This is a genomic window from Aneurinibacillus sp. REN35, from assembly GCF_041379945.2.
Classification (GTDB): Bacteria; Bacillota; Bacilli; order Aneurinibacillales; family Aneurinibacillaceae; genus Aneurinibacillus.
On record NZ_JBFTXJ020000003.1, the window covers coordinates 217618 to 229875 of the forward strand.

Annotated in this window: 13 protein-coding genes; 12 read left to right on the forward strand and 1 reads right to left on the reverse strand. The window is 46.8% G+C overall.

Annotated elements, in window-relative coordinates:
• Positions 1 to 10 precede the first annotated feature (10 nt).
• The 8 genes from AB3351_RS07470 (at position 11) to AB3351_RS07505 (ending at position 6567) form a co-directional block, all read left to right on the forward strand.
• Positions 11 to 202, forward strand: a complete 192-nt coding sequence (locus AB3351_RS07470) for a hypothetical protein (protein ID WP_371146500.1) — start codon at positions 11 to 13, stop codon at positions 200 to 202.
• 94 nt (positions 203 to 296) lie between these two features.
• On the forward strand, positions 297 to 1418 hold the full coding sequence (locus AB3351_RS07475; RefSeq protein ID WP_371146501.1) for a M20/M25/M40 family metallo-hydrolase: 1122 nt from the start codon (positions 297 to 299) through the stop codon (positions 1416 to 1418).
• Positions 1419 to 1527: 109 nt separating this feature from the next.
• Positions 1528 to 2670, forward strand: a complete 1143-nt coding sequence (locus tag AB3351_RS07480; protein WP_371146502.1) for a DUF3866 family protein — start codon at positions 1528 to 1530, stop codon at positions 2668 to 2670.
• A gap of 51 nt (positions 2671 to 2721) precedes the next feature.
• Positions 2722 to 3249 carry an NUDIX hydrolase gene (locus AB3351_RS07485; RefSeq protein ID WP_371146503.1) on the forward strand — a complete coding sequence of 176 codons (528 nt, stop codon included), beginning with the start codon at positions 2722 to 2724 and terminating at the stop codon, positions 3247 to 3249.
• On the forward strand, positions 3249 to 4445 hold the full coding sequence (locus tag AB3351_RS07490) for an endonuclease Q family protein (protein ID WP_371146504.1): 1197 nt from the start codon (positions 3249 to 3251) through the stop codon (positions 4443 to 4445). The genes AB3351_RS07485 and AB3351_RS07490 overlap by 1 nt, the downstream gene beginning before the upstream one ends.
• Positions 4446 to 4503: 58 nt before the next feature.
• Positions 4504 to 5163 carry a stage II sporulation protein M gene (gene spoIIM, locus AB3351_RS07495; protein WP_371146505.1) on the forward strand — a complete coding sequence of 220 codons (660 nt, stop codon included), beginning with the start codon at positions 4504 to 4506 and terminating at the stop codon, positions 5161 to 5163.
• 76 nt (positions 5164 to 5239) lie between these two features.
• Positions 5240 to 5728, forward strand: coding sequence for a ferric iron uptake transcriptional regulator (gene fur / locus AB3351_RS07500; RefSeq protein WP_371146506.1), 489 nt, complete (start codon positions 5240 to 5242; stop codon positions 5726 to 5728).
• Positions 5729 to 5883: 155 nt separating this feature from the next.
• Positions 5884 to 6567 carry a GNAT family N-acetyltransferase gene (locus tag AB3351_RS07505; protein ID WP_371146507.1) on the forward strand — a complete coding sequence of 228 codons (684 nt, stop codon included), beginning with the start codon at positions 5884 to 5886 and terminating at the stop codon, positions 6565 to 6567.
• Between the two features lie 77 nt (positions 6568 to 6644).
• On the opposite strand, the gene AB3351_RS07510 is transcribed toward AB3351_RS07505, so the two are convergent.
• On the reverse strand, positions 6645 to 8732 hold the full coding sequence (locus AB3351_RS07510; RefSeq protein ID WP_371146508.1) for a peptidoglycan D,D-transpeptidase FtsI family protein: 2088 nt from the start codon (positions 8730 to 8732) through the stop codon (positions 6645 to 6647).
• A 143-nt stretch (positions 8733 to 8875) separates the two neighbouring features.
• On the opposite strand from AB3351_RS07510, the gene AB3351_RS07515 reads away from it, so the two are divergent.
• The 4 genes from AB3351_RS07515 (at position 8876) to AB3351_RS07530 (ending at position 12227) form a co-directional block, all read left to right on the forward strand.
• A complete protein-coding gene (locus AB3351_RS07515; protein WP_371146509.1) occupies positions 8876 to 9112 on the forward strand; it encodes a DUF4227 family protein in 237 nt (78 codons plus the stop codon).
• A 104-nt stretch (positions 9113 to 9216) separates the two neighbouring features.
• On the forward strand, positions 9217 to 10104 hold the full coding sequence (gene xerD / locus AB3351_RS07520; protein ID WP_371146510.1) for a site-specific tyrosine recombinase XerD: 888 nt from the start codon (positions 9217 to 9219) through the stop codon (positions 10102 to 10104).
• Between the two features lie 101 nt (positions 10105 to 10205).
• Complete coding sequence (gene deoB / locus AB3351_RS07525; RefSeq protein WP_371146511.1) at positions 10206 to 11387, forward strand: phosphopentomutase; 1182 nt, start codon at positions 10206 to 10208, stop codon at positions 11385 to 11387.
• Between the two features lie 27 nt (positions 11388 to 11414).
• Complete coding sequence (locus tag AB3351_RS07530; RefSeq protein ID WP_371146840.1) at positions 11415 to 12227, forward strand: purine-nucleoside phosphorylase; 813 nt, start codon at positions 11415 to 11417, stop codon at positions 12225 to 12227.
• The last annotated feature ends 31 nt before the right edge of the window (positions 12228 to 12258 follow it).

The following is a 12258-nucleotide window of genomic DNA, read 5'->3' on the forward strand; positions in this document are numbered from 1 at the left end:
GGTGATTGGGATGAATCGACAAGCAATCACATCAACTCTTACACAGGAAACAGAAACAGCGGTGTGGCAGGAGAGCGGTCGAATCGCTCTGATGGCTGCACGGCGGACAGAGTATAATGTCAAAGGTCAATGGATGCGTCAGCCGGTTATGCGCAGCGCAGGTGGTGAGCGTCTGCTCTTGATGCGCTCAAGCATACGATAGATACTTCGGAATAGTAGCAGCACCCCCATTTCTTTGTGTATAATGAAACACGTAGTTCGTACGTGTGATACATAAAGCGGGGGTGTTTTTTTATATGGTACAGGAAGAACGAATTGTCCGTGAGTTTATGGAACTTGTGCAGGTCGATAGCGAGACAAAGCATGAGCGCATGATGTGTGATGTATTGAAAGAAAAATTTTCCGCGCTAGGCCTAACCGTAATAGAAGACGACGCAGCCCAGAAAACGGAGCATGAAGCAGGCAATCTGGTGGCAACGCTTCCAGGAACGGAGAGCGATTGGCCGACAATTTATTTCACATGCCATATGGATACGGTTGTACCTGGCAAGGGCATTAAGCCAAGCATTAAAGACGGCTATATCGTCTCTGATGGTACGACGATTCTAGGCAGTGATGATAAAGCCGGCATTGCTGCGATGTTTGAAGCGATCCACGTGCTGAAGGAGCAGAAGAAGCCGCATGGTACGATCCAATTCCTTATTACGGTTGGTGAAGAATCCGGTCTGCAGGGAGCGAAAGTCTTCGATCCATCGCTCTTACATGCACAATATGGATTTGCACTCGATAGCAATGGCAAAGTAGGAGATATTATTGTTGCTGCGCCCTATCAAGCAAAAGTAACAGCTATAATCTACGGAAGATCCGCTCATGCCGGCGTGAATCCAGAAGCTGGCATTAGCGCAATCCAAGTTGCAAGCAAAGCGATTGCCCGCATGCCGCTAGGCCGTATTGATGAAGAGACGACAGCGAATATCGGTAGTTTTCAAGGAGCGGGACCTACGAATATCGTCTGTGATCAAGTACAGATTAATGCGGAAGCGCGCAGCTTGGTTGAAGAGAAGCTCAACGAACAGACGGGGAAGATGAAGCGAGCCTTTGAATCAGCAGCCGAAGAGTTTGGAGCAAAAGCAGAAGTAGATGTCCTGCTTGCGTATCCAGGTTTTAAATTCTCAGAAGAGGATCTGGTCGTCCGCAAAGCGATTGCAGGAGTAGAAGCGGTTGGCAGGAAGCCTCGTCTGCTTGCAAGCGGTGGTGGAAGTGATGCCAATATTCTTTCTGGACATGGTATTCCGACAGCCAATCTTGCAATTGGATATGAAGACATTCATACGACCAGTGAAAGAATTCCGGTTGAAGAATTGGTGAAGGCTGCAGAGCTTGTTGTCGCATTGTGTGAAAAGGCTAAAAGTATATAAGAATAAAACAAAAAAAGATGAGGCCTAATTCATATGGCTTCATCTTTTTTGTCGTGTCACTCCTGTATGCTGCATATGTTTGCTGTAAAAGGAAAGAGGGGGTACTTGCATGATTGCATGGTCATACGGAACGGTGACACACATTGTATATGATGAGGAGTTGATTCAGGAGCTTACGATACACATGGAAGGGGAAGAGCCTGTTTCTGCTTTGAATTATCCAGCACTCACGGGTCGTGTTCAGGTAGGCGAGAGGGTAATCGTAAATACGACAGCGGTAGCATTAGAGCTTGGTAGCGGAGGCAAACACGTTGTTGCCGTTCGAGTTGATGCAGATGGCAAGCCGCTTATCGAACGAAGCGTAGGCGGGCCGTATGGGCATATCATGAGGCTGCGCTATACTCCTTTTCAGCATGCGGTACAGGCTGTGGAGGAAGAGACGAGTACGTATCATGAGATCTTTCGTCATGCTGCTACCAAGACGCTTGGACAAATTCCGGTCGTAATCGGTGAGACGCACAGCATGTTGCCAGGATTTGTTCTTTCCATTCGTCATATGCTGAAGCGATCAAAAGAAAAAAGAATGCCGCGCATTTGCTACATTATGAGTGAAGGCGGAGCATTGCCACTTGCGCTGAGTGATCATGTGCGAAAGCTGCAGTCCATGGGGGTGCTGGCAGGCACGATCACATATGGACACGCGTTTGGTGGGCAAACGGAGTGTGTAAATCTGTATACAGCGCTGCTCGCAGCTCGTTATGTATGGAAAGCGGATATGATCGTTATTATGCCGGGACCTGGTGTAGTCGGAACGGGAACGGATCTTGGTTTTAGCGGCATGGAGCAGATAGCGATTGCTGATGCTGTATATAAGCTGGCTGGACGGGCGATTCTTATTCCGCGAGTGAGCACGGCAGATCCACGGGAACGACATGCCGGGGTAAGCCATCATACGCTGACGGTTTTACGATTTGCCGCAACGATACCATTAACAATCAATCTAGAAGATTGTCCACACCTGCTTGCCCAGTTGGGGGAGCAATCCTCCCGGCACACGCTCGTGCTGCATGATTCGCTCGCTGAGGAGGAGTGGGCGGAGATCGAATCCCCATACTCCTCAAAGCTAACTGCAATGGGGCGAGACAGTGAAAAGGAACACGTGTTTTTTGCGCACACGTATTATGCCGCCCGCCTCACCTGGATAGAATATGAAAAGCAAAGAGCGATGCAAAAAATGGATTTGTTTGCCTAAGTATGTTTGAATAGAAGAGAAGATTATGCCGAAAGGATGAGTTCAACCTCTATGATCGAAAAAACACTCACAAGTACTCCGATTTATGACGGAAAAATAATTCAAGTAAAAGTAGATGATGTAGAACTGCCAAACGGCAAGACCGCCAAGCGTGAAATTGTTCATCATCCCGGCGCAGTTGCGGTCATGGCGATTACAGAAGATAACCGAATGATAATGGTGCGGCAATTCCGCAAGCCCCTTGAGAGGATGCTTGTAGAGATTCCAGCCGGGAAGCTTGAGCCAGGTGAAGAGCCTGAGGTGTGTGCCGGACGTGAGTTGCAGGAAGAGACGGGATATACGTATGTGTCGCTAAGCCATCAGGCTTCCTTTTACACATCGCCCGGCTTTGCGGATGAAATTGTCCACCTGTACCGTGCAGAAGGGGTCATGCCTGGAGAAGCGCAGCCTGATGAGGATGAATTCGTAGAGCTTATGCATGTAACGATAGAGGAAGCGCAGCAGATGATTGCGCAGGGAGATATTCGTGACGCGAAGACGATCCTTGCCGTCTACGCCTGGCAGTTGGATCGAAAATAATGAGTATGATGGAAGAATGCTTTGCCGATCTCCATATTCATATTGGTCGTACGATGTACAATCGTCCAGTCAAAATCACTGCTTCGCGTGCATTGACGCTTACAAGCATTGTAGAAGAAGCGGTAAAGCGTAAGGGCATGCATATGGTAGGAGTAATTGACTGCCATTCCCCTGAAGTGCAAGAAGAGATTGATGAGCACATGAAGACAGGACGGATGAGAGAACTTCCCGGTGGTGGCTATCGTTATGAAGCCGATGAAGGAGAAGTAACCTTGATTGCCGGCATTGAAGTTGAGCTTGCAGTCGGGCGTGGATTGGCTCATTTTTTATTGTATTTGCCTGATAGAAATAGCTTCGCTCTATTTCGTGAGTGGTATCGGACCAAAGTCAAAAACGTGCATTTAAGTACACAGCGCATGTACACGGATATAGATGCACTTGTTTTGAAAGCGGAAGAACTAGGAGGGATCATTCTTCCCGCTCATGCCTTTACGCCGCATAAAAGCGTGTATGGAGCCTGTGTAGACAGCCTTTCTTCTGTAATTGAAGTTAAGCGCTTTTCTGCATTGGAGCTTGGTCTAAGTTCAGATTCGGATTTGGCGGATGGCTTGGCTGAGCTTGCACCGCTTACATTCGTTACGAATTCGGATGCGCATTCTGTCGCTAAAATCGCCCGGGAATATCAGAACCTTCGTGTGCAGCGCCCGGATTTCTCAGAACTGCGTCGTGCGCTTGCACGTCAGGATGGGCGATATATACAGGAGAACTATGGATTGCATCCGCAGTTGGGCAAGTATTACCGTACGCGCTGTACAAATTGTGAAGAATTGGTTGCGCAGACGGATGAGCCGCGCTGCCCGTACTGTGGAAAAGTGGGGAAAAAAGTGATTACGCGTGGCGTATATGAACGATTTCAGGACATATCCACCCAGCCGCCTGGGATGCATCCGACACATCGTCCCCCTTACCGCTACCATATTCCGCTTGAATTCATTCCGGGACTTGGCCCTAGAAAGCTTAGAAAGCTGCTGGCCGCATGCGGAACCGAGATGAATATCCTGCATCATGCATCCCTAGAGAAAATAGCCGAGGAAGCGGGTGAGGCGATTGCTCAAGGAATTGATCGGATTCGTCGCGGTGACGTATCCTTCTTAGAAGGCGGAGCCGGAATATACGGAAGAATTGCTTGGGAGTAATACACTTCCCTTGTCCCACATATATATTGTGATAAGAGATGGACAAGGGGGGTTCCCATTGATAAGGAATAAGGTTGGACAAACATTGCAGCAGAATGTACGCGAGAACTCTTCGCTTTATTTGTTTACCATCGTGCTATTTGTGATGGGGCTTGGCTTTGGTGCCGTTGTCGTCAATTCACTCGGCCTGACGCAAAAGCAGGAGTTATTCATGTATGTAAGCCAGTTTTTTCACGAGTTGAAGAGCGACAGCATTACCGATCCTGTTCGCAACTTCCAAAATGCGCTCGGTCACTACTTAAAGTATGTGGGCTTTATGTGGATTCTCGGTCTCTCCATTATTGGCCTTCCCCTTATTCTTATTATGGTTTTCCTTAAAGGCGTGGTAGTTGGTTTTACTGTCGGCTTTTTGGTGAACCAGTTGCAATGGAAGGGGCTTTATTTTGCGATTGTGTCTGTATTGCCACAAAATCTTTTAGTGATTCCGGCAGTCATTATTGTTGCTACCGCAGGGATTGCCTTTTCCCTGCATCTTGTGCAGTCAAGGTTTATGAAGCGGGGAGGAGCCTTATACCCGCGCTTTCTCGTTTACAGCGCTTTGATTCTAATCATGGGGGGCGTGGTTACGGTAGCGGCGGCTTTTGAGGCATTCGTTTCCCCCGCGCTTATGAAGCATGCAAGCGCTGCATTGTTGAAGTTTATAATAATTATTATTTAATAAGAATTATATTTGACTCCCAATTCCTGCTCCACTATAATTAATTGTGTAGGAAGCTGCTCAGGGAGGTCTTTTTATGATAGAGGAACGAATTGATAAGATCAGACAGCAACTGCATGCGCATAGCTACAAGCTGACTCCGCAGCGCGAAGCCACGCTTCGTGTGCTGCTTGAAAATGAAGAGGATCATTTATCCGCCGAAGATGTTTACTTGCTTGTAAAGGAGAAAGCCCCTGAGATTGGTTTGGCAACCGTATATCGCACCCTTGAATTAATGAGTGATTTGCATATTCTGCACAAGATTAATTTCGGTGATGGGGTGGCGAGGTATGAGTTCCGCCATGAAGGAGCGGAGCATCATCACCATCATTTGATTTGCGTCATTTGTGGTACGGTAGATGAGATTCATGACGACCTTCTTGGAGAAGTAGAGCACGCGGTTAGCGATAAATTTAATTTTCATATTCTTGATCATCGTTTGTCGTTTCACGGCGTATGTCATCGTTGCATTGATAAGGTGGATGCGGCTGAACTTGCCAACGTTAAAACCAATATTCCAGGATAAGAAAGCAGGGGCTCATAAGAGAGCCGCTGCTTTTTGTAATTTTTTTGCCGAACAATGTTTTATTCAGTTCCATCGGTGGTAATTTACAAGAGTAATAGGGAAATTGCCCGAGTTATACGCTTGGGGCATGCAGAAAAAATAGGAGGTAATTTTTTATGCTTGTTAACCAGCAGGTTGATGAAGCCGATAGGTTGACATTTCAGACACCACAGAACGAAGAATTGATTGTCCGCCCTTATTCGGAAGAAGATTTCCGAAGCATCCAAGAGATGGAGCGAAGCGTATATCCGCCGCCATGGCCGCAGGATGACCTTTGGAGCACGGAGCAGCTTAAGAGCCATATTGATGTGTTTGCTGAAGGGGCAATATGCGCCGAATATGAAGACGAGATTGTCGGTACGATGACGACGCTAATCGTGGACGAGCTTCCAGGTGATACGCATACATGGGAAGAGATTACAGACCATGGCTATCTTGCCAGCTCGCATAACGAACAGGGAGATACACTATATGTGGCTGATCTTCAGGTAGACCCTACACATCGTTCGCTAGGGATCGGGAAGAAGCTGATGAACGAGAGTTATGATCTTGTGCGCAGGTTAGGTCTTCGCCGCTTGATCGGAGCCGTTCGTATGCCCGGATACCATAAGTATGCCAAGCAGTTGACCCCTGAAGAATATGTACAAGCTGTGCTCGAAGGAAGACTGAAGGACCCTGTCGTTACCTTTATGCTTCACTGCGGACGCAAACCTATTAAGGTGGTGAAAAACTACCTCCACGACATCAAATCAGGTAACAACGCATTATTGATGGAGTGGCGTAACCCTGATTTTAATTGAACGAATAAAAGTATATGACTTCTTAATAAAAAGCGTGAGAGCTTATGTAAGCTCTCACGCTTTTGTGCGCTTTCTTTCTATTCTTTGGCATCTTTTTCTGTCTCTTTTTGATTTGGAACAGCTGTATCCGGATCATATGGCTTATCTGTAGGCCCTAACCCCACGTATTTATCGTAGGATTCATAGATTGCCCGTGCGATGCGGCCTGCTGATGCTCCACCGTAACCGCCTTCCGGTACGATAACGGCTACGGCAAGCTTGGGATTCTCAATCGGAGCAAAGGAGACGAATACACCGTTATTGATTTCCTTGTATTTACGCCAGTTGACCTTTTTCGTAAAATCAGTGGAATCTGGGATATAAATGTCCTGCTCTGATGTTCCGGTTTTTGCTGCTACGCGGTAAGGAAAGCCTGCGAACACACCATTCGCGGTTCCGCCCGGCTGGGTAACCATGTCCATGCCTTGGTGCACGATGCGCCAGTAATTGTTTGGCTCTTCAAGCTTGCTCAATATCTCAGGTTTGAACGGACGGACGATTTTCCCATTGTTATCCTCAATGCGATCCACTAATTGCGGGCGCATACGAACTCCTTTGTTAGCTAAGGTAGCTGTATATTGTGCAAGCTGCATCGTTGTATAACGTCCTTGCTGACCGAAAGAAGCTTGTACCATTGCCGCTAGAGGACCATAGCGTTTGTTCATAACAAGGAAGTCTTCACCGCCAGCGGATTCGCCCGGCAAGTCTACGCCGGTTTTAATTCCGAGTCCGAAAGCATGGTAATACTTCTGATATATGCTTACAGAGTTTTTGCCATACTTATCGCGCAGATTTTTCCCGATATGTGCCATGTACGTATTCGAAGATTTTTGAATCGCCTTTTGCGGTGTTAATAGGCCATAATTATGCCCGCTATCATTGCGGATGACATCACCTGCTCCCCCGTAACGGTAAGCGCCAGGGTCAGACCAGGAATAAGGTGCAATGCCTTCGGACAGGCCCATTAATACAGTGGCTGGCTTTACTACAGAACCAGCCGGTACAACAGAGGCCGGGTGTTTATAGTTTTCCATCTCAGCCGCTTTGCCGGTTTTTGGCCGCACATCGTACGGTGCGCTACGGATCGTGCCATTTGTAAAGGAGTATTGATTTTTTTCATATGTTTCTGTATCAGGACCTGACGTCCAGATGTTCGGGTCATACTCAGGATAGCTGACCATAGCGACAATTTTACCGGTTTTGACCTCCATCGCGACCGCGTATGCATTCTTAGCATAGGAAGCATTGCGGCCGGTTGCCCGCAGCTTTGGCAGGAAACTCTTGATGAAGTCACGCGTTTCAAGCTGCACGCGCTGATCGATTGTAAGATACAGGTTATTGCCCCGTTTTGGCGCCACTTCTTTAATCTGCTGTAGAATGGTCTGGTCCGCTGCAACCTGATACATACGGTATCCGTTTTCTCCACGTAATTCTTCTTCATAGCTGCGTTCGATGCCTTCATAGCCAATCATCTGGTTCGGCAGGTACGAATCTTTTCGCTGCCGGTAGTATTCGATGCCTTGATTATCAGCAACGTTAAACGGACGTACATAGCCGATGGCCTGTACTGCGACCTGCTTCTTATCGTATTCTCGGATCGGCTTAGTAACAACGGTTACGCCGTCAAGCTCGTTACGATGTTCCGCCAGATAGGCAATTTCTTTTTGCGACAGGTCGTACTTCAGATCTTTTTCGAGGAATTTGGATGTTAAGCGGACGCTCTTCTCTACCTTGCCATTCTTGTATTCAAAACCTACATCCATTTTTTTAAGCAAATCCTCTTTGGTAGTGCCGGGCAGAATCTTTTCCAGTTTGGTGACAAGATTAATATAATAATCCTTGTCCATGTAATCCTTCTCATGGAATACAGCAGCGAATGAGCCGCGGCTATGTACGATGAGATTGCCGTTCTTGTCATAAATGTTGCCGCGCAATGCCGGAATCGGCACTTTTTTATCCGACTTCGCGGTTGCTTTCTTCTCGTATTTATCTCCGTCCACAATTTGAACATAGGAGAGCCGGAAAATGATGGCGGCAAATACGAGAAAGACAAGCAGAAGAAGCACATTTAGACGGTTGAATACTTGCTTGGTTCGCTCGTTTTCTTTTTCTTCATGATTGTACACGGTTGACCACACCTTGCCGAAAGTTTAATCCAAAAATAAATTTTATCATGGTAAGCATGAATTGAAAACGAACGAAAGGTATAATTTTTTCATGAAATGAATAGGATGAAAGGGAAGCATCAGGATACGGAAGGAGAAATTGTATGTTTATTCCATATAACCGCATTGCTGAAGGCATTCGCCTGCTCGCTATTTTCATATTTTGTACCTTTATATTCTATACTGTTCTTTCCTATGTCAGCGAAGCGATCAAGCCTGCTGAACCGTATAAAGAGCCGCATGGCAAAGCGATGAAAGTAATGAAGTATACTCCTGCCTTTTTGGATACGTACGATGAGATGAAGCAGCGTTTATTTGATTTCTATTGGTACGGCGAATAAATTTTTGCCGCAGAGCAGGAAACAAGTAAAGGCTGTGGAATAAAGTAATAAAGGACAGGCTAGCGTAACATTTAGATGAGATTGGATGTCGAGGAGAATACGAAATGAATGATTTAATCACCCATTTTATCCATTATTTGACGGTGGAAAGAGGGTTAGCAAAAAATACGCTGGAATCGTATCAACGTGACTTGAACGCATACAGCACGTATTTACATAATGAAGGTTTCGCAGATCTAAACGATACAAGCCGTATGCAGATTATGGGTTATTTGCTCCACTTAAAGGATCAGGGACGGGCAACAGCCACGCTGTCCCGCAACCTGGCATCCATTCGTGCATTCTACCAATTTTTACTTCGAGAAAAGTTTATTGATAAAGATCCAAGTGTAAATCTTGAATCCCCAAAAATTGAAAAGAAGCTCCCGCAGGTGTTGTCGATCTCTGAAGTGGAGACACTATTAAACGGACCGAATACGCATCTCGCCTCCGGCATGCGGGATAAGGCGATGCTTGAGTTGTTGTATGCGACAGGCATTCGTGTCTCGGAGCTTGTGTCGCTGAATCTGTCGGATGTGAATTTGAATATGGGATTCATCAAATGCTTTGGAAAAGGTTCCAAAGAACGCATCATCCCACTTGGACGCTTGGCGATTGAAAATGTAAACCGCTATTTGGAACGTGGACGGCCGCATCTGAAGAAGCGTGGGCAGGAGGAGGCATTATTCCTTAATCATCACGGTCGGCGTCTGTCGCGCCAGGGGTTTTGGAAGATCATCAAAAAATATGCCCAACTGGCTAATAGCAACAAAGAAATTACCCCACATACGCTTAGACACTCGTTTGCTACCCACTTGCTTGAGAACGGTGCTGATCTTCGTTCTGTTCAAGAGATGTTAGGTCATGCCGACATTTCTACAACCCAGATCTATACGCATGTCACGCGCTCACGTCTCAAGGAAGTGTATGCCAAAGCTCATCCGAGAGCGTAGAGTGCAGGGGTATCGGGTAATGATGTAGAGAACCCGAACATACAGGGAGGGTTGGACAGGAAACTGAACTGCTTATTATACGAAGAGAAGGAGGAGACAGAATGAAGCAGTTTAAGCGAGTATTTCTTATCGTGTTAGATAGCGTTGGCATCGGTGAATTGCCGGACGCAAAAGAATACAATGATGAAGGGGCGCATACGCTCGGGCATATTGCAGAAAAAATGAACGGCCTCAACGTCCCGAATCTAGCATCCCTTGGGCTTGGACATATTGAACAGCTTCAGGGAGTATCCGCGGATGCACCGCCAGCAGCCGCATTCGGTAAAATGAATGAAATCTCACTTGGTAAAGACACAACCACCGGGCATTGGGAAATTATGGGCATTCGTGTGGAAACGCCATTTCGCACATGGCCGAATGGATTTCCTGACAGCTTGATTAACCCTTTTTCTGAAAGAATCGGTCGCGGCGTATTGGGCAATAAGCCAGCCTCCGGAACGGAAATTCTTAACGAACTTGGGGAAGAGCATATGAAAACCGGCGATGTGATTGTCTATACATCAGCGGACAGCGTATTCCAGATAGCGGCCCATGAAAAGGTTGTTCCGCTAGAAGAGCTGTATAAAATTTGTGAAGTGGCGCGTGAGCTGACGCTTGACGACGAGCACTCGGTTGTACGGGTGATTGCCCGTCCGTTTGTTGGAGAACCGGGGCATTTTACCCGCACTTCTAATCGTCATGATTACTCGGTATCCCCACCGGGCAAGACGGTAATGAATACGCTGCAGGAAGCGGGGTACACTTCCATTGCTATCGGAAAAATCTCTGATATTTATGCAGGTCAAGGTGTGAGCGAGTCCATTAAAACCAAATCCAACATGGATGGTGTTGACAAGATGCTTGATACGATGAAGCAGGATTTTACCGGTCTTTCGTTCGTTAATTTGGTTGATTTCGATGCGCTATACGGTCATCGCCGCAATCCGATTGGATATGGTGAAGCGTTAGAGGAATTTGATGCACGACTTCCGGAAATTCTTGACCAGCTAACCGAAGATGATCTGCTCATTATTACGGCTGATCATGGTAATGATCCGGTACATCACGGCACTGACCATACGCGCGAGTATGTCCCGCTGCTTGTATATCATAAGGGGCTTGGTGCTGGTGTGAATTTGGGTATCCGTGAAACATTTGCTGATATCGGCGCCACTATCTCCGATAACTTCAATATTGATATGCCGCGTTATGGTACAAGCTTTTTGCCGCAAATCATCCAATAAACGATATAGGAGGGGAAGCGTATGTCCATGACAGCACAGATCGCAGAAGTGCAGCACTACATTCAAGGCAAGACAGACAAAAAGCCCGAAATTGGTCTTATTCTGGGATCAGGGCTTGGTGTGCTTGCTGATGAAATAGAAAATTCGATCGTAATTCCATATGCAGAGATTCCGCATTTTCCTGTGTCGACGGTTGAGGGGCATAAGGGTCAACTTGTGATCGGGACATTGGAAGGAAAGAACGTTGTGGCGATGCAGGGGCGGTTTCATTACTATGAAGGGCATGGACTGGATGCCGTGACGTTTCCGGTGCGTGTAATGAAAGCGATCGGAGTAGAAAAAATCATCGTAACGAATGCTGCAGGCGGCGTGAATGAGAAATATTCGCCTGGTGATTTGATGCTCATTGCCGATCACATTAATTTAACAGGTACTAATCCGCTAATTGGATCAAATGATAAAGAGCTTGGGCCGCGTTTCCCAGATATGTCTACCGCATACTGCCCGAATCTGCGTGCTTCTGCTCATGAAGCAGCACGAGAGAATGGCATCACCGTGCAGGAGGGTGTATATGTCGGTATGCTCGGTCCTAGCTATGAAACACCGGCAGAAATTCGGATGCTGCGCACCCTTGGAGGAGATGCAGTAGGTATGTCCACTGTGCCGGAAGTTATTGTAGCAAGCCATGCAGGCATCCGTGTTCTCGGCATCTCCTGTATCAGCAATATGGCTGCAGGTATTCTGCCACAGCCATTGTCGCATGAGGAAGTAATGGAGACAGCGGAGAAGGTGAAGCATACGTTTTTAACGTTGGTGAAAACGATCATTAAAAAAATATAGTCATCATAAGAAAAGCCTGAAACTATATGAA

Excerpts from the sequence above, each read along its gene's own strand:
- AB3351_RS07470 (WP_371146500.1), top strand. The coding sequence starts at position 11 with ATGAATCGACAAGCAATCACATCAACTCTTACACAGGAAACAGAAACA.
- AB3351_RS07475 (WP_371146501.1), top strand. The coding sequence starts at position 297 with ATGGTACAGGAAGAACGAATTGTCCGTGAGTTTATGGAACTTGTGCAG.
- AB3351_RS07480 (WP_371146502.1), top strand. The coding sequence starts at position 1,528 with ATGATTGCATGGTCATACGGAACGGTGACACACATTGTATATGATGAG.
- AB3351_RS07485 (WP_371146503.1), top strand. The coding sequence starts at position 2,722 with ATGATCGAAAAAACACTCACAAGTACTCCGATTTATGACGGAAAAATA.
- AB3351_RS07490 (WP_371146504.1), top strand. The coding sequence starts at position 3,249 with ATGAGTATGATGGAAGAATGCTTTGCCGATCTCCATATTCATATTGGT.
- fur (WP_371146506.1), top strand. The coding sequence starts at position 5,240 with ATGATAGAGGAACGAATTGATAAGATCAGACAGCAACTGCATGCGCAT.
- AB3351_RS07505 (WP_371146507.1), top strand. The coding sequence starts at position 5,884 with ATGCTTGTTAACCAGCAGGTTGATGAAGCCGATAGGTTGACATTTCAG.
- AB3351_RS07515 (WP_371146509.1), top strand. The coding sequence starts at position 8,876 with ATGTTTATTCCATATAACCGCATTGCTGAAGGCATTCGCCTGCTCGCT.
- xerD (WP_371146510.1), top strand. The coding sequence starts at position 9,217 with ATGAATGATTTAATCACCCATTTTATCCATTATTTGACGGTGGAAAGA.
- deoB (WP_371146511.1), top strand. The coding sequence starts at position 10,206 with ATGAAGCAGTTTAAGCGAGTATTTCTTATCGTGTTAGATAGCGTTGGC.
- AB3351_RS07530 (WP_371146840.1), top strand. The coding sequence starts at position 11,415 with ATGACAGCACAGATCGCAGAAGTGCAGCACTACATTCAAGGCAAGACA.